This is a genomic window from Thermus sp. H19.2 (assembly GCF_054979525.1).
The window spans coordinates 1,343,848-1,358,867 of the sequence record NZ_CM143429.1 but is presented as its reverse complement, the minus strand read 5'-3'; the positions used below and the strand labels follow the sequence as shown (position 1 = coordinate 1,358,867).

17 protein-coding genes and 1 riboswitch are annotated in these 15,020 nt (G+C 68.7%); of the genes, 11 read left to right on the top strand and 6 right to left on the bottom strand.

Going from position 1 to position 15,020, the window contains the following annotated elements; translation table 11 throughout:
* Positions 1-13: 13 nt before the first annotated feature.
* The 5 genes from ACY5J6_RS07430 to ACY5J6_RS07410 are packed head-to-tail and all read left to right on the top strand — an operon-like array spanning position 14 to position 3,505.
* The gene (locus ACY5J6_RS07430; protein WP_462844356.1) at positions 14-1,066 is read left to right on the top strand and encodes an Mrp/NBP35 family ATP-binding protein; all 1,053 of its coding nucleotides are present in this window, start codon (positions 14-16) and stop codon (positions 1,064-1,066) included.
* 2 nt (positions 1,067-1,068) lie between these two features.
* Positions 1,069-1,665, top strand: a complete 597-nt coding sequence (locus ACY5J6_RS07425; protein WP_462844355.1) for a helix-turn-helix transcriptional regulator — start codon at positions 1,069-1,071, stop codon at positions 1,663-1,665.
* Positions 1,666-1,669: 4 nt separating this feature from the next.
* On the top strand, positions 1,670-2,434 hold the full coding sequence (locus ACY5J6_RS07420; protein ID WP_462844354.1) for a 50S ribosomal protein L11 methyltransferase: 765 nt from the start codon (positions 1,670-1,672) through the stop codon (positions 2,432-2,434).
* A 1-nt stretch (position 2,435) separates the two neighbouring features.
* Entirely contained in the window at positions 2,436-3,122 is a 687-nt protein-coding gene (locus ACY5J6_RS07415; RefSeq protein ID WP_462844353.1) for a 16S rRNA (uracil(1498)-N(3))-methyltransferase, read from the top strand.
* Positions 3,119-3,505, top strand: coding sequence for a hypothetical protein (locus tag ACY5J6_RS07410; protein ID WP_462844352.1), 387 nt, complete (start codon positions 3,119-3,121; stop codon positions 3,503-3,505). The genes ACY5J6_RS07415 and ACY5J6_RS07410 overlap by 4 nt, the downstream gene beginning before the upstream one ends.
* On the opposite strand, the gene ACY5J6_RS07405 is transcribed toward ACY5J6_RS07410, so the two are convergent.
* Positions 3,464-4,366 carry an AEC family transporter gene (locus ACY5J6_RS07405; protein WP_462844351.1) on the bottom strand — a complete coding sequence of 301 codons (903 nt, stop codon included), beginning with the start codon at positions 4,364-4,366 and terminating at the stop codon, positions 3,464-3,466. The two genes, ACY5J6_RS07410 and ACY5J6_RS07405, sit on opposite strands and share 42 nt — an antisense overlap.
* Before the next feature lie 9 nt (positions 4,367-4,375).
* Between ACY5J6_RS07405 and ACY5J6_RS07400 the strand changes: the two genes are divergently transcribed.
* A complete protein-coding gene (locus tag ACY5J6_RS07400) occupies positions 4,376-5,197 on the top strand; it encodes a Rossmann-fold NAD(P)-binding domain-containing protein (protein WP_462844350.1) in 822 nt (273 codons plus the stop codon).
* Here the strand turns inward: ACY5J6_RS07400 and ACY5J6_RS07395 are convergent.
* From ACY5J6_RS07395 to ACY5J6_RS07375, 5 genes are read right to left on the bottom strand one after another with little or no spacing between them, the layout of a single operon-like run.
* Positions 5,192-6,100, bottom strand: coding sequence for a zinc-binding dehydrogenase (locus tag ACY5J6_RS07395; RefSeq protein WP_462844349.1), 909 nt, complete (start codon positions 6,098-6,100; stop codon positions 5,192-5,194). The two genes, ACY5J6_RS07400 and ACY5J6_RS07395, sit on opposite strands and share 6 nt — an antisense overlap.
* A 14-nt stretch (positions 6,101-6,114) precedes the next feature.
* Positions 6,115-6,921, bottom strand: a complete 807-nt coding sequence (locus ACY5J6_RS07390) for a carbohydrate ABC transporter permease (RefSeq protein ID WP_462844348.1) — start codon at positions 6,919-6,921, stop codon at positions 6,115-6,117.
* Positions 6,921-8,030 carry a carbohydrate ABC transporter permease gene (locus tag ACY5J6_RS07385; RefSeq protein ID WP_462844347.1) on the bottom strand — a complete coding sequence of 370 codons (1,110 nt, stop codon included), beginning with the start codon at positions 8,028-8,030 and terminating at the stop codon, positions 6,921-6,923. The genes ACY5J6_RS07390 and ACY5J6_RS07385 overlap by 1 nt, the downstream gene beginning before the upstream one ends.
* Before the next feature lie 55 nt (positions 8,031-8,085).
* The gene (locus ACY5J6_RS07380) at positions 8,086-9,321 is read right to left on the bottom strand and encodes an ABC transporter substrate-binding protein (RefSeq protein WP_462844346.1); all 1,236 of its coding nucleotides are present in this window, start codon (positions 9,319-9,321) and stop codon (positions 8,086-8,088) included.
* Positions 9,278-10,465 (bottom strand): ROK family transcriptional regulator, encoded by a 1,188-nt coding sequence (locus tag ACY5J6_RS07375; protein ID WP_462844345.1) that lies wholly within the window; start codon positions 10,463-10,465, stop codon positions 9,278-9,280. Before ACY5J6_RS07375 ends, ACY5J6_RS07380 begins: the two co-directional genes overlap by 44 nt.
* A 128-nt stretch (positions 10,466-10,593) precedes the next feature.
* Here ACY5J6_RS07375 and ACY5J6_RS07370 point away from each other — a divergent pair, with 128 nt between their 5' ends.
* The 5 genes from ACY5J6_RS07370 to ACY5J6_RS07350 all read left to right on the top strand — a co-directional run bounded on the left by ACY5J6_RS07370 (position 10,594) and on the right by ACY5J6_RS07350 (position 15,017).
* Positions 10,594-11,709, top strand: a complete 1,116-nt coding sequence (locus tag ACY5J6_RS07370) for an IS4 family transposase (RefSeq protein WP_462844344.1) — start codon at positions 10,594-10,596, stop codon at positions 11,707-11,709.
* Positions 11,710-11,790: 81 nt separating this feature from the next.
* Positions 11,791-11,949: riboswitch (cobalamin riboswitch) on the top strand.
* A 133-nt stretch (positions 11,950-12,082) separates the two neighbouring features.
* Complete coding sequence (locus tag ACY5J6_RS07365) at positions 12,083-12,940, top strand: ABC transporter substrate-binding protein (RefSeq protein WP_462844343.1); 858 nt, start codon at positions 12,083-12,085, stop codon at positions 12,938-12,940.
* Complete coding sequence (locus tag ACY5J6_RS07360; protein ID WP_462844342.1) at positions 12,937-13,965, top strand: FecCD family ABC transporter permease; 1,029 nt, start codon at positions 12,937-12,939, stop codon at positions 13,963-13,965. The genes ACY5J6_RS07365 and ACY5J6_RS07360 overlap by 4 nt, the downstream gene beginning before the upstream one ends.
* On the top strand, positions 13,952-14,704 hold the full coding sequence (locus ACY5J6_RS07355; RefSeq protein ID WP_462844341.1) for an ABC transporter ATP-binding protein: 753 nt from the start codon (positions 13,952-13,954) through the stop codon (positions 14,702-14,704). The genes ACY5J6_RS07360 and ACY5J6_RS07355 overlap by 14 nt, the downstream gene beginning before the upstream one ends.
* Positions 14,685-15,017: a hypothetical protein gene (locus ACY5J6_RS07350; RefSeq protein ID WP_054638629.1), complete on the top strand. Its 333-nt coding sequence runs from the start codon at positions 14,685-14,687 to the stop codon at positions 15,015-15,017. Before ACY5J6_RS07355 ends, ACY5J6_RS07350 begins: the two co-directional genes overlap by 20 nt.
* The last annotated feature ends 3 nt before the right edge of the window (positions 15,018-15,020 follow it).

Genomic DNA, 15,020 nt, shown 5'->3' with positions numbered 1-15,020 from the left:
CTCTAGCCCCGGTATGGCGCTATCCGAAGAGCGGGTCCTCGAGGCCCTGCGCACGGTGATGGACCCCGAGCTGGGCAAGGATCTGGTCTCCTTGGGGATGGTGGGGGAGGTGCGGGTGGAGGGGGGGCGGGTGGACCTCCTCATCCAGCTCACCACCCCGGCCTGTCCCTTGAAGGGCCAGATAGAGGCGGACATTCAGAAGGCCCTCCTGCCCCTGGGGGCGGAGGAGGTGCGGGTGCGCTTCGGGGGGGGCGTGAGGCCCCCCGAGCAGTACCCCATCCCCGGGGTCAAGCACGTGGTGGCGGTGGGCTCGGGCAAGGGCGGGGTGGGGAAGAGCACCGTGGCCGCCAACCTGGCCCTGGCCCTCAGCCGGGAAGGGGCCCGGGTGGGGCTTCTGGACGCCGACCTCTACGGGCCCAGCCAGGCGAAGATGTTCGGCCTCGAGGGGGAGCGGCTCAAGGTGGACGGAAACCGCAGGATCCTGCCCCTGGAGCGCCACGGGATCCGGGTGCTCTCCCTGGCCAACATCGTGCCCCCGGGGCAGGCCATGGTCTGGCGGGGGCCCATCCTCCACGGCACCATCCGGCAGTTCCTGGAGGAGGTGGCCTGGGGAGAGCTGGACTACCTGGTGGTGGACCTTCCCCCGGGGACCGGGGACGTGCAGCTGAGCCTCGCCCAGCTCACCCGGGTTTCGGGCGGGGTCATCGTCACCACCCCCCAGGAGGTGGCCCTCCTGGACGCCGAGCGGGCGGCGGACATGTTTAAGAAGGTCCAGGTGCCCGTCCTCGGGGTCCTGGAGAACATGAGCGCCTTCCTCTGCCCCCACTGCGGCAAACCCACCCCCATCTTTGGGGAAGGGGGCGGGAGGAGGCTTGCGGAGAAGCTCAAGACCCGCTTCCTCGGGGAGATTCCCCTCACCCTTCCCCTCAGGGAAAGCGGCGACCGGGGCGTGCCCATCCTGGTGGCCGATCCCGAGGGCCTCGAGGCCCAGGCCTTCCTGAAGGCGGCCCGGGAGCTGGCCGCAGCCTTAAGCGTGCAGACCTTCCTGCCCCTGCCCATGGCCTAGACATGGCCCTTCTTCTGGAAGGCACCAAGGAAAAGGTTCTGGACCTCCTCCGGGGCAAGCCCCTCACCGCCAAGGAGGTGGCCGCTGCCTTAGGGGTGAGCCGGGCCGCGGTCCTCAAGCACCTCCAGGACCTCGAGGCCCGGGGCCTGGTGCGCTCGGAGGTGCGCAAGTGCCCGGGGCGGGGCCGTCCTTACCGGCTCTACCGGGCCCAGGATGGGGAAAGCCCCTACGCCGCCTTGTGCGGGGATGTGCTCAAGGGCCTGGAGGAGGCCTTGGGAAAGGAGAGGGTGGTGGGGCTCCTTCTGGAGAGGCACCGGACCCTCCTCGCCCCCTTGGCCCGGGAGGGCCTTCCCTTGCGGGAGCGCCTCCTCCGCCTGGCGGCCTTCCTCAAGGAGCAGGGCTACGAGGCGGAGGTGGTGGAGGAAGGGGGGCACCTCTACCTCTGCCAGAGGCGGTGCCCCAAGCTCGCCCTCTCCCGGGACCACGAGGTCCTCTGCGAGAGCGAGCTCCTGGCCTACCAGGAGCTTCTGGGCCTGCCCCTGGTGCGGGAGGAGCGCATCGCGGGCGGGGGAAGCTGCTGCCGCTACCGGGTAGAATGACGGGGTGTGGGTTTACCGTCTGAAGGGCACCTCCTGGGAGCTGGACCCCCTGGTGCCCGAGCTTTTCGCCCAAGGGGCGCGAGGGTTAGAGGAGCGGGAAGGGGAGGTTTGGGCCTACTTCCCGGCCCCCTTGGACCTGCCCTACGGGGGGGTGTGGGAGGAGCTTCCCGATGAGGACTGGCTTTTGGCCTGGCGGCGGGACCTTAAGCCCGCCCTGGCCCCGCCCTTCGTGGTCCTGGCTCCTTGGCACACCTGGGAGGGCCCGGAGATCCCTCTGGTCATCGAGCCCGGCATGGCCTTCGGCACCGGGCATCACGAGACCACCCGCCTGGCCCTAAGGGCCCTCGCCCGCCACCTTCGCCCCGGGGAGAGGGTCTTGGACCTGGGCACGGGGAGTGGAATCCTGGCCATCGCCGCCTCCAAGCTCGGAGGGGAGGCCCTGGGGGTGGACATCGACCCCGCCGTCCTCCCCCAGGCGGAGGCCAACGCCCGGGCCAACGGGGTCTTCCCCCGTTTCCTCCTGGGGAGCCTGGAAGAAGCCCTTCCTCAGGGGCCTTTTTCCCTGGTGGTGGCCAACCTCTTCGCCGAGCTCCACAGGGAGTTCGCTCCCCGCTACGCCGAGGCCTTGGCCCCGGGGGGGCGGCTTCTTCTTACCGGGATCCTGCGGGAGAAGGCTTCCCTGGTCCGGGAGGCCCTGGCCGGGGCGGGCTGGAGCCTTTGGGAGGAGGAAGGGGAAGGGGAGTGGGTCCTTTTGGTCTACGGGAGGTAGCGTGCGCCCCCACCGTGCCTTTAGCCCTGGCCTTACCGGGGTTCTTCCCCTGGAGGAGAGCCACCACCTGGTGGAGGTCCTAAGGGCCCGGGTGGGGGACCGGTTTACCGTCTTTGACGGGGAGCGGGAGGCCTTGGCCGAGGTGGTGGACCTGGGCCCTCCCTTGCGCTACCGCGTCTTGGAGGAGTGGAGGCCCCAAAGGGAGGTGGGGGTGGAGGTGGCGCTTTATGTGGCCCTCCTCAAGGGGGACAAGCTCGCCGAGGTGGTGCGCGCCGCCACGGAGCTTGGGGCCACGCTCATCCAGCCCCTCGTCACCCGGCACTCCGTGCCCAAGGAGATGGGGGAGGGGAAGCTTAGGCGGCTTCAGTCCATCGCCCTCGAGGCCGCCAAGCAGTCGGGAAGGGTGCGGGTCCCCGAGGTCCTGCCCCCCATTCCCCTGAAGGCGGTCCCCCCGGTGGCCCAGGGCCTCGTGGCCCACGTGGGGGCTAGGGTGAGGGTGCGGGAGGTGCTGGACCCTGCTAGGCCCCTCGCCCTCGCCGTGGGCCCGGAGGGGGGGTTCGCCGAGGAGGAGGTGGCCCTCTTGGAGGCGCGGGGCTTCACCCCCGTGACCCTGGGGCGGCGCATCCTGCGGGCGGAGACCGCCGCCCTCGCCCTCCTCGCCCTCTCTACCGCCGGGGAGGGAAGGTGAGGCTTCTCCTTCTCCTCCTCCCCCTCCTCGCCGCCTGCCGCTATACCTTCCTGCCCCTGGACCCGGGGAGGCCTTCCCCTCCGGAAAGGCCCTTCGTGGTGGCCCGGCTTTTCCCGGAAGGGGAGGAGGCCAGGCTCCTCCTCCAGGTGGAAAGGCTTCCCCGCCCCGGCTACCTCCACCTCAAGTGGTTCCGGGAAGAGGCCCTCCTCCAGGAAAGGGCCCTCTTTCTGGAGGGTCCTGGAGCCTATGAGGCCCGCTTTCCCCTGGAAGACGGGTACCACCGGCTTTTGGGCCTGTGGGAGGGAAGGCCCCTCTTCCAGGTGGACCTGGGCGCCCCCCGGCTACCCGACCCCGAGGAGGTAAAGGACCAGGGGGACCGTTAGGAAGGCCAAGAAGGTGGAGACCACCACGCTCCGGGCCACCCTTAGGGCGTCCCCGCCGAACTCCTTGGTGAGGAGAAAGGCGTTCACCGCCACCGGGGTGGCGGACTGCAGGACCAGGACCTGGTGCTCCAAGTGGGGAAGCCCCAGGAGGAGTCCCACCCCGTAGGCCACCAGGGGGGCGAGGAGGAGCCTTAGGGCGCTGGCCGTGCCCTCAAAGGAGCCGATCTGGAAGGGGGTCTTCGCCATCTGCATCCCCAGGGTGAGGAGGAGGACGGGGATGGCCGCCTGGCCCATGAGCCTTATCCCCTCGTCCAGGCGGAAGGGAAGGGCGAGGCCTAGGGCCCTGAGGAGGAGGCCCAGAAACAGGGCGTAGAAGAGGGGCAGGCGCAGGGTGAAGAGAAGGCCTTCCCTCAGGCTCCCTCCCCGGATGAAGGCCGGGCCCAGGCCGAACATCACCACGCTGGAGAGGACGAAGTAGACCACGGCCCGCCTCAGGCCCTCCTCCCCCAGGGCGAAGAAGGTGAGGGAAAGGCCCATGTTCCCGGAGTTGGGAAAGAGGCTGCAGACGAGAAGCCCTTTGGCGGCCTCCTGGGAGAGGCCAAGGAGCCGGGCGGTGGCCTGGATGGCCAGGTAGAGGACCCCGTAGGTGAGGGCGAAGCCCAGGGTGAGCCCCAGAAGCCCCTCCCGGGAGTACTCCGCCCGGTACATGCTGTCCAGGATGAGGGCGGGCACCAGGAGGTACAGGGTGAGGCGGCTTAGGGTGGTGAGGTCCATGGGAAGGCGCTTTCCCAGGAGGTAGCCGGAAGCCACCACCAGGGCCACGGGGACCACGGTGTTGAGGAGGGCCTCCATGTGGGGCATTCTAGGGGTATGCCCACCTATCGGGAACTGGCCGAGGCCATCCGCAAGGTGCTCCTCCAGGGGGCGGTGGCCCCCAGGCGCGAGGTCCTCCCCATCCCCGGAGGTAGCTTTTTGGTGATGCCCGCCGCCGACTCCGAGCTTGCCCTTTGCAAGCTGGTAACGGTGGAACCCCGCAAAACCCCCGCGGTCCAGGCCCAGGTCTGGGTGAAGCGCCTTGCGGACGGCCAGGTCTTCCACCTACCCGGGGAGGAGCTCACAAGGAGGCGCACCGCCGCCCTTTCCCTCCTGGCGGCGGACACCTTGGCCTTAAGGCGGGAGGGAGCCTTGCTGGTGGTGGGGCCCGGGGCGGTGGGGGAGGCCCACCTCGAGGCCTTCCACGAGGGCTTTTCCCTGACCCGGGTCCTGTTGCGGGGCCGGGGGCGGGAGCGGGTGGAGGCCTTCTTGGCGAGGGCCCGGGCCCTGGGGCTTCCCGCCGAGGAGTGGAGGGGGGAGGAGGTGCCGGAGGACGTGGCCTTCCTGGTCACCGCCACCCCAAGCCCCACCCCCGTCCTCCCCGAAAGGCTGCCCGAGGGGGTGTTCCTCGCGGCGGTGGGCTCCTTCCGCCCGGAGATGCGGGAGGTGCCCGGGGCCCTGGTGCGGGAGGCCGCCCTCTACTGCGATACCGAAGACGCCCTCTTGGAAGCGGGGGAGCTTCAGGGGGTGGAAAGGCCCGTGGTCCCCCTGCGGGAGGCTCTTTTGGGGAGGCGGAGCGAGGGGCGGTTCGTCCTCTTCAAGAGCGTGGGCCACGCCCTCTTCGACCTGGCGGCGGCCCGGGCCTACCTGGGGCTATAGGCGCACCACGATCTTGCCCCTGTGCCCCCGGTCCAGGAGGGCCTGGAAGGCGGCCTCGGCCTCGAGAAAGGGAAAAACCTTCCCCACCACCGGCCTGAGCTCCCGGCCCAGCCGGGGCAGGAGAAAGGCCAAGGCGTCCTCCAGAAGCCCCCTCTCCCGGAGCAAGGGGGCGAGCCAGAAGCCCAGCACGGCGAGGTTCTTCCGCATGAGCCTTAAGGGAGGGATGGGGGCCACCTCCCCCTCGGCGGCCCCGATGTAGACCAGGCGCCCCTGGGGCTTGAGGAAGCCCAGGCTTTCCTCCACGGCCTTGCCCCGGACCTCGAGGACGAGGTCCACCCCGCCCAAGGCGCGCACCTTCTCGGGCAGGGCCTCGTAAGGGGCCACCTCCTCCGCTCCCAGGGCCCGGGGAAGGGCGAGCTTGGAGGCCGAGGAGGCCGCCGCCACCACCCTTAGCCCCATCTCCCGGGCCACCTGCACCGCCGCCGTGCCCAGGGCCCCGGCCGCCGCCTGGACCAAAACCCACTCCCCCGGCCTGGCCCGGGCCTGCCGCAGGGCCAGGTAGGCGGTGAGGAAGGAGACGGGGTAGGCGGCCGCCTCCTCCGGGCTTAGGCTTTCCGGCACGGGGAGGAGGTGCTCCTGGGGCAGGGCCACCTTCTCCGCCAGGGCCCCGTGGGGAAGAAGGGCGGCGTACCGCTTCCCCGCCACCTGGCCCACCAGCTCCATCCCCGGGGTGAAAGGCGGGTGCACCCGGGTTAGGTACCCTCCCAGGCGCATCAGGTGATCGGCGAAGTTGAGGCCCACCGCCTCCACCTGCACCAGGGCCTCCCCGGGGCCTGGGGTAGGCTCGGGGACCTCCCTCAGGGCCAAGGGACCTCCCAGGCGTTCTTGGATCCAGGCGCGCATGGGCCCAGTCTACTCTACCCCTTCACCGATCCCGCCAGGAGCCCCCGGAGGAAGTAGCGGCCCAGGAAGATGTAGACGAGGAGGGTGGGCAGGGCCGCCAGGATGGCTCCCGCCATGGGCAGGTTCCACTTCACCGCCTCCCCTCCGGCCAGCTGGGCCAAAGCCACGGTAATGGGCTGGCTCTCGGGACGGGTGAGGGTCACAGCGAAGAGGAACTCGTTCCAGATCTGGGTGAACTGCCAGATGGCCACCACCACGAAAGCCGGGGCGGAGAGGGGCAGGATCACGTGGCGGAACACCCCAAAGAAGCCGGCGCCGTCTATACGGGCCGCCTCCACCAGCTCATCGGGAATTTCACTGTAGTAGTTTTTGAAAATCAAGGTGACGATGGGGATGCCGTAGACCACGTGCACCAGGATGAGGCCAAGGAGCGTCCCGTAAAGCCCGATGCCCTTCACGAACTGGAAGAGGGGGATGAGGATGCTTTGGTAGGGGATGAACATGCCGAAGAGCATCAGGGCAAAGAGGAGATTGGACCCCCTAAAGGGCCACTTGGCCAACACGTACCCGTTGAGGGCCCCTACCAGGGCGGAGAGAAGGGTGGCGGAGAGGGCCAGGACCAGGCTGTTTTGAAACTTGGAGCGAAAAGCTTCCCAGGCGATGCGAAAGCTCTCCCAGTACACCGGGTCAGGCCAGCGCCAGACCGTGTCCAGGGTGATCTTGGCGGGCTCCTTGAGGGCGGTGAGGACCACCAGGTACACCGGGAGAAGGAAGAAGGCGGTGGCCAGGAGAAGGAAGGCGTATAGGAGCGCCCGGCCCATCACCGCCTCACCTCCTTCCTGAGCTGGCTCGCCAGATAGGGAACGACCACCAACGCCACCAAGAGGAGGAGGAGGATGCCTATGGCCGCTCCCTTGGCGAACTGATTGCCCCGGAAGGCCAGGAGGTACATGTAGATGGCGGGGACGTCGGTGGGGGCGTAGTCCAGGCCGGCCATGGCGAAGATGAGGTCAAAGATTTTAAGGGCGATGTGCCCCAGGACGATCATGGCCGAAAGGGTGATGGGGGCGAGCATGGGGAAGACCACCCGCCGGAAAACCTGCCACTCGCTGGCCCCGTCCACCCGGGCGGCCTCGAGGACCTCCACGGGGATTCCCCGGAGGCCCGCTAGGTAGAGGGCCATGGTGTACCCTGACATCTGCCAGACCGCCGCCAGGATGACCCCCACCAGGGCCAGGCTGAAGCCGTGGGTCTCAGGATAAGGGAGGAGCTTGAGTCCCCGGCCCAAGGTAAAGGCCCAAAGGAGGAGAACCCCCGCCGAGGCCAGGCTCCAAAGAAGGCGCCTCCTTTCCCCCTCACGAAGAGCGCTCCAGGCCAGGTAAAGGAGGACAAACCCCACCACGAGGGCCGTGTAGAAGGGAAGCTGGTTCCAGTCAAACACCAGCGTCTGCGCCCGGGTGGTGAGCCAGGGGAAGGAGAGGGGCGGCAGGCCGAACAGGGTGGGGAGAACGTTCACCCCTCCTTGGGGTTGCAGAAGCCAGCGCCAGATGGTCCCTGTGACCACGAAGGAGAGGGCCATGGGAAAGAGGAAGACGGTGCGAAAAAACCCCTCCCCTTTAGGGTTTCGGTCCAGGGCCAGAGCCAAAAGGAGCCCAAGCCCCAGGCTTCCCGCCATGAAGAAGAAGGTGAAGAAGATCAGGTTCACCACGCTCTGGCGGAAGCGGGCGTCCACGAAACCCGTGAAAAGCTCGCGGTAGTTCTCCAGACCCACGAACTTGAGTTCGGGCCTTAGGGCCAGGGCCTGGGCGGGGTTTCGCCCCCAGTCGGTGAAGGAGGCCCAAAGGTTCTGCCCGATGAAGCCGTAGACGAAGATGCCCACCGCCACCAAGGAGGGGAGGAGGACCAGAAAGGCCGTGATCCGGTCGCGCACGTTGCCTCCAGGGAAAAACCCGCAGGGGCTCTAGGCCCCCACGGGTTTCCAGCCCTTAACGGCCTAAGCCCACCTGGCTGGCGATGGCCTGGGCGGCGTTGGCCGCCGCTTGGGCGTTCTTGCTCTGCAGGAAGATCTCCATCACGGTGCCGAACTGGCTCATGAAGCTCTCGGGCGCCACGGCCCCGTGGACCAAGGAACCTACGATGCGGTTGGACTTCCAGTCCTTCATGGCGGACTGGCCGTAGGCGTTGTACTTCGCGGGGTCGGAGTCCAGCCGGGCGGCGATGGAGCCCTTGAGGGGGTTGAAGGTGTCCTGCCCCTCCTTGGAGCCCACGAGCCTCAGCCAGTTGAGGGCGTTCTGGCGGTTCTTCGCTCCCTTGGGCAGGCCGAAGGAGTCGGAGAGCATCATGAAGATCCCGGAGGTTCCCGGGGAAGGCGCCCAGGCGAAGTCGGTGCCCGGGCGAAGCTTCAGGGTGGTGGCCATGTACCCAGCGGCCCAGTCGCCCATGATGTTGAAGGCCGCCTGTCCCTGGACCACCCGGTCCACGGCCTGCTGCCAGGAAAGGCCGGCGGCGTCCTTATTGGCGCAGTCCAGGACCTTCCCGAAGGTATCCCAGACCGCCACCGCCTTGGGGTCGGTGAACTTCAGCTTGCCGCTCCAGAGGTCGTTCCAGCCTTGCGCTCCCAAGGTGGCCAGGGCCACGCTCTCCCAGAGGTGCTGCTGGGTCCAGTTCTCCCCTAGGGCCAAGGGAGCCTGGAGGCCCTTCTGTCTGAGGGTCTGGCAGGCGGCCAGGAACTCCGCCCAGGTCTTGGGCGGGGTCACCCCCCACCGCTGCAGGTTGGCGGGGATGTACCACATGACGTTGGAGCGGTGGATGTTGACCGGGACGCTCCAGATGCCTCCTTTGTAGGAGATCAGGTCAATGAGCCCCTTGGGGAAGGCCTGGAGCCAGCCTTCCTGGCGGAAGAGGGAGGTCAGGTCCTCCATGCGGTCCGCCACCACCCAGGTGCCGATGAGCTCCATCCCGGCGTGCACCTGGAAGGTGTCCGGGGGGTCGCCCCCCAGCATGCGGGTCTTGAGCACCGCCTTGGCGTTGACCCCCGCTCCGCCGGTCACGGTGGCGTTGATGACCTCCACGCCCGGGTACTTCTGCTTGTAAAGCCGGATGAGGGCCTCCAGGGCGGGACCTTCGTCGCCCGCCCACCAGGAGAAGATCTCCAGCTTGCCCGTCTGGGCCAGGGCGCTAAGCCCCAAGGCCACGCCGATCGCCAAAAGCCACTTCCTCATACCTACCTCCATTGCGACGTGGGCCTTCCGCCCACAGGCCGCCCAGCTCAAAAAACCGCGCCAGAAAAAGGCTGGCGCCGCCCACCGCCGGGGCCAGGTGCCCGTAGACCGAGGGCTGCACGGGAAGGCCCCGGTGGGCTTCCAAGAAGGCGTGGGCCTCGAGGGCCCGCCTAAGCGAATCCTCCAGAAAAGGGAAGAACTCCGCCACCTTTCCCCCCACTACCACCCGCGCCGGATCGTAGGCCACGGCTAGGTTGGCCAGGAAGCGGCCCAGGGCCTCGCCCAGGTGAGCGAGGGCCCTTAGGGCGAGGGAGTCCCCTCCTCGGGCCAGGTGGAGGAGGGCCTCTAGGTCCTCCGCCCTTCCTCCCAGGGCCCGGTGGTGGGCCAGGAGGTTATCCAGCCCCAGCTCGGTTTCCAAACACCCCCGCCGGCCACAGGCGCAGGGCCTGCCCCCGCTTCCCAGCCAGTGGCCAAGCTCCCCTAAGGCCCCGTTGACCCCTCTCAACAGCCGCCCCTCTGCCACCACCCCCACCCCCAGGCCGGTGCTGAGGACGAGGTAGGCCAGGTGGGTCTCCCCGTGGAGGAAGACCTCGGAGAGGGCCGAGGCCTTGGCGTCGTTTTCCGGCCAGAGGGGAAGAGGGGCCCGAAGGAGGCCGAGGTCCAGGTCCTTCCAGCCCAGGTTGGGGGCCAGAAGCAGGCGGCCTGCGACCACTACCCCAGGCACGGTAAAGCCCAGCCCCAGGGCTCCTGGGGACTGAGGAAGGGCTTCTTCCAAGAGGCGGTGGAGCCGGGCCTCGAGGCCGGTTTCCCGGGGATGCGTCCACTCCTTGGCCCAGAGCACCTCGCCCCGCCAGTCCAGGGCCAAAAGCACCGTGCCCTCCACGCCAAGCTCCGCCCCTAGGGCGAAGCGCGCTCCGGGGCGCAGGTGCAGAAGGGTGCCGGGACGTCCCAAGGGGGGAGAGGTGAAGGCCCCTTCCTCCAGGAGGCCTTCTTGCAAGAGCTCCTCCACCAGGCGGCTTATGGCGCTCTTGGCCAAGCCGGTGCGCCGGGATAGCTCTGCACGGGTCAGGGGGCCCTTACGCAGGTGCTCCAGGATGGCCCGGCGGTTCAGCCTGCGGATTTCCTGCGTGTCTCCCTTGCGCACCCTCGCCCCCTTTAGTTCGTTCTCAGCACTAAGCAAACCACCCTGGCCTTCCCTTGTCAAGCCCTGAGCTCTCATCACTTTGAGGGCTGGGGCTTGACAAGGGAAGAGAAGAGGGGGGTGAGTAAGGTATGCCACCCACCACCCCCCTCTCCCAACTTATCACCCCCTGGGTCCACAAGGTCTTCGCCCCCCTAAGGAAAACCACCCGCTCCAACCTCGCCCTCTTCCTCTCCACCCTCCTCACCGCACCCCTAGACCCCACCCTCTCCGACCTCGCCCGCAGAACCCCCCTCCCCATCCTGGCCCAAAGCCGCCTCAACCGCCTCTGGCGCTTCCTCCATCACCCCCACCTGCAAGACCCCTGGACCCTCACCCAAACCCTCCTCCCCTTGCTCCTCCCCCGTTTCCCCAAAAGCCGACCCCTACCCCTCCTCGTGGACTGGACCCCCGCCGAGGACGGCCAGCACCAGGCCCTGGTGGCCGCCCTCCCCCTCAAGGGAAGGGCCCTGGTGGTGGCCTTCGCCCTTCACCCCCTCTCCCCCTTCCCCAGTCAAAACCGGGTGGAAGAGGACTTCCTCCACCGCCTGGGCCGCGCCGTCCAGGACCTGGGGTACACCCCCCTCTTCCTCCTGGACCGGGGGTTTGACCGGGTCTCCCTGATGCGAAAGCTCCAGGAGTGGGGCATGGGCTTCCTCATCCGCCTGCGGCGCAACCGAGGCGTGGAGACCGAGGAGAAGGAGCGCTTCCTCCTGGGGGAGCGCTTCCCCAAGCCGGCCAGCCCCGAGCGTGGACAGGTCCGCCTTCAAGGTAGCTTCGCTGACCTGGGCCATGGCGGGGAGGGGGTGGAGGTCACCCTCCTGGTGTACCCGGGGGGTCGGGAGCCCTGGTATCTGGCCTACTGGGGGCCCTTGGGTGGGGAGCCTTCCTATGGGTGGAGGGTTTGGATTGAAGAGGGGTTTAGGGACCTGAAGGGGCAGGGGTTTGGGCTGGACCGCCATCGGCTGCGGACGGGGGCGAGCCTCAGGGGGTGGTTATGGCTTCTGGCCTTGGGGATGGCGCTCTTGGTCCTTCTGGGGGTGTGCTTGCGGGGCAGGGAATGGCTTCCCCGGCTCCTGGCCCATCCCGAGCGGCAGAGCCTCTTCCGCCTGGGCCGGATCGCCCTGGCCCAGGGGCCCCCGCCTTGGAAGGAAGCCGTGCTGGCAGAGTTGGTCAGGTTGCTTCAGGAGCTGGGGGGAGGAAAGTGATGAGAGCTCAGTTGTCAAGCCCCCTTGTCAGATCCCTCCTCGCGCCTTAGCCTGAAGGCTAAGGCCCGCTAGGGTCCCAAAGCCAGGTCCCGTTGCCCTGGTGCCTGGACGCGTAGTCCCGGCTTAAAGTGGGGAAGTCCGGTGCAAGTCCGGCGCTGTCCCGCAACGGTAACCGGCCCAGCGTCAGGCCTTTCTTCGCAGGCCGGAAGCCCGAATACCTGCCAGGGCCGCCCGCCCTACCCCAAGGCGGGCACCTCACGCGGATGGGGGAGAAGTGGGGGATAAACGGCCTTTGCCTTTAGCCCCTGCCTCCCGGCAGGGGTTTTTCCCTACCTCCCCCGGGCCTGGCCCTAGCGGCCTTAGGGAGGTAGGCATGAAAAGACTGCTGGCGGCGCTTTCGGTTCTTCTGGCCTTGGCCTTCGCTTTTCCCCTCACCCTGCAGGACGACCTGGGGCGCACGGTCACCCTCAAGGCCCCGCCTAAGCGCATCGTCACCATGCTCCCGTCGGTGACGGAGACGGTCTGCGCCCTGGGAGCCTGCGACCGGATCGTGGCCACGGACGATTACTCCGACTGGCCGGAAGGCGTGAAGAAGCTTCCCAAGGCGGGCGGCCTCTACAACCCCAACCCCGAGCTCATCGTCTCCCTCAAGCCCGACCTGGTCTTGGTTTCTAAGTACGGGAGGCTCTACGAGACCCTGGAGCGGGCCGGGCTCACGGTCTACGCCGTGAAGACCGAGACCTACGAGGACATCTTTAAGACGGTGCGCACCCTGGGGAGGCTCTTGGGCCTTCCCGCTGAGGCGGAGCGCCTGGTGGCCCAGATCCAGAAGGAGGTCTACCAGGAGGAGGCCCGGGCGGCCAAGGCCAGGTCCCGCCCCCGGGTCTACTACGAGATCGACCCCACCCCCTACACCGTGGGCCCCGAGAGCTTCATCGGCGTCCTCATAAGTAAGGCCCGGGGGGTGAACATCGTGCCCAAGGAGCTTGGCCTCTTCCCCAAGATCAGCCCCGAGTTCGTGGTGGAGAAGGACCCCGAGGTCATCGTGGCCACCTACCCGAACGCCCTGGAGACCATCCGCAAGCGGCCGGGATGGGACCGGGTGAGGGCCGTGCAGAACGGGCGGATCTGCGTCTACACCGGGGGGGAGGACAGCCTCCTTTCCCGCCCCGGCCCCCGGGTGGCCCAGGGCCTGAGGCTCCTGGTGGACTGCTTCCACGGCAGGCCATGACCCTAAGCCTTCCCCTGGCCCTGAGGCGGAGCCTGGTCTTCGCCTGGCTCCTTGCCCTGCTCCTCCTGGCCCTGGTCCTGGGGGTGGGCCTGGGGGCCGTTTCCCTCTCCCCGGCGGAGGTGGTGGGGGCCCTCCTCGGGCGGGTGGAGAACCCCATCGTCACCGAGCTCCGGCTTCCCCGGGTCCTGGCCGGGGTCCTGGTGGGGGCGGCCTTGGCGGTATCGGGGGCGGCCTTCCAGGGGCTTTTCCGCAACCCCCTGGCCGACCCCTACCTCATGGGCTCCGCCTCGGGGGCGGCCTTCGCCGTGACCCTCTTCGCCGCTCTTCTCGGGGGTCTTTCCCCCGCCTTCGCCCAGCACGCCGTCTTCCAGCACCTCCCCCTCTCCGCCACCTTCTTCGGCTTCGGGGGGGCCCTCCTGGCCACCCTTCTCACCCTGGTCCTGGCGGGGGGGGTGGCCCGCACCGGGGAGCTCGTCCTCGCCGGGGTGGTGGTGGGGAGCGTCCTCACCGGGCTCACCACCTACCTGATGATGCAGGACGCCGACCGGGTGCGGGCGGTCTTCGCCTACACCCTGGGCAACCTGGCCTTCGCCGGGTGGGAGGGGGTGCGGGTCCTCGCCCTCTTCTTCGCCCTGGCCTTCCCCCCCCTCCTTTTCCTGGGCCGGGTGCTGAACGCCTTAGGGCTCGGGGAGGAGACGGCGAAGAGCCTGGGGCTTCCCCTCGAGGCCCTCAAGCTCCTTCTTCTGGGTGCGGCGAGCCTCCTCACCGCCGCGGCCGTGGCCCAGGCGGGGATCATCGGCTTCGTGGGCCTGGTGACCCCCCACCTCCTCCGCCGCCTCCTGGGGGAGGACTACCGCCTCCTCCTCCCGGCAAGCGCCCTAGGGGGCGGGGCGCTCCTCGCCTTCGCCGACCTCCTCGCCCGCACCCTGGCCCGGCCCGCCGAGCTCCCGGTGGGCGTGGTCACCACCCTCCTCGGGGGGCCCTTCTTCCTCTACCTCATGTGGAGGCGCCGTGGGCGGGCTTGAGGCCAGGGGCGTATACGGCCCCTTCGTCCTCGAGGGCCTGGACCTCGCCCTTCATCCGGGGGAGTGGCTCGCCCTCCTCGGGCCCAACGGCTCGGGGAAGACCACCCTCCTAAAGGCGATGGCCGGGCTTCTCCGGCCGAGAAGGGGGGAGGTTCTCCTGGAGGGAAGGCCCCTTAGGGCCTACGGAAGCTACGAGCGGGGCCGCCTCCTCGCCTACCTTCCTCAAAACGGCCCCTACCCCGAGGGGCTTCTCGTGGAGGAGGTGGTGCGCCTGGGGAGGCTTCCCCATCTGGGGCTTTGGGGAAGGGAGGGGCGGGAAGACCGGGAGGCGGTGGAGTGGGCCCTCGAGGTCACCGGGGCCTCCGCGTTCCGGGGAAGGTTCCTCGGCACCCTCTCGGGCGGGGAGAGGCAGCGCGTCCTTCTGGCCCGGGCCCTGGCGGGAAGGCCCAGGTACCTCCTCCTGGACGAGCCCACCACCTTTTTGGACCTGGAACACCAAGGAGGGGTGGTGGCCCTCCTCAAGCGCTTGGCGGGGATGGGGGTGGGGGTGCTCTCCGTCCTCCACGACCCCAACCAGGCGGCCCTCGCCCACCGGGTGGCGATCCTTAAGGGGGGCAGGCTCCTGGCCCAGGGGAGGCCCGAGGAGGTGCTGCGGGAGGGGCTTCTTGCCGCCCTCTACGGCCCGGGGGTGCGGGTGGCCTTCTTTGAGGGCAGGCCCCATGTCTACCTGGACGGATAGGGCCAGGCTCTACGTGAGGCGGCGGGCCTTTCTCCTGGACCTGGGGGAGGAGGTGGCCCTGTACACGGAAAGGGGGCCCAGGAGGGCCCGCTACCTCCTGGTGGGACGGCTTGCCCCTCCCGAGTGGCTCCGCTTGGGCCTCCCCCGGGAGGGCGTCCTCCACTATCCCCTGGAGGTGGACCCCTTGGCCTTTGAGTGGGAAGGGAGTACCCTGCTCCTTCCCGGCCTTCGGGTCTACCTAGGGGGGCCTCCCGAGTTCGTGGAGACCCCCTACTACGCCTGGCCCTTGACGCTGGGGCCGGGGCTGGGGTAGGGT

Coding starts and splice junctions, on each gene's coding strand:
- ACY5J6_RS07395 (WP_462844349.1), bottom strand. CDS start 6,100: ATGCGCGCCTGGATCCAAGAACGCCTGGGAGGTCCCTTGGCCCTGAGG.
- ACY5J6_RS07400 (WP_462844350.1), top strand. CDS start 4,376: ATGCCCACCTATCGGGAACTGGCCGAGGCCATCCGCAAGGTGCTCCTC.
- ACY5J6_RS07350 (WP_054638629.1), top strand. CDS start 14,685: ATGTCTACCTGGACGGATAGGGCCAGGCTCTACGTGAGGCGGCGGGCC.
- ACY5J6_RS07360 (WP_462844342.1), top strand. CDS start 12,937: ATGACCCTAAGCCTTCCCCTGGCCCTGAGGCGGAGCCTGGTCTTCGCC.
- ACY5J6_RS07425 (WP_462844355.1), top strand. CDS start 1,069: ATGGCCCTTCTTCTGGAAGGCACCAAGGAAAAGGTTCTGGACCTCCTC.
- ACY5J6_RS07430 (WP_462844356.1), top strand. CDS start 14: ATGGCGCTATCCGAAGAGCGGGTCCTCGAGGCCCTGCGCACGGTGATG.
- ACY5J6_RS07390 (WP_462844348.1), bottom strand. CDS start 6,921: ATGGGCCGGGCGCTCCTATACGCCTTCCTTCTCCTGGCCACCGCCTTC.
- ACY5J6_RS07370 (WP_462844344.1), top strand. CDS start 10,594: ATGCCACCCACCACCCCCCTCTCCCAACTTATCACCCCCTGGGTCCAC.
- ACY5J6_RS07365 (WP_462844343.1), top strand. CDS start 12,083: ATGAAAAGACTGCTGGCGGCGCTTTCGGTTCTTCTGGCCTTGGCCTTC.
- ACY5J6_RS07405 (WP_462844351.1), bottom strand. CDS start 4,366: ATGCCCCACATGGAGGCCCTCCTCAACACCGTGGTCCCCGTGGCCCTG.
- ACY5J6_RS07380 (WP_462844346.1), bottom strand. CDS start 9,321: ATGAGGAAGTGGCTTTTGGCGATCGGCGTGGCCTTGGGGCTTAGCGCC.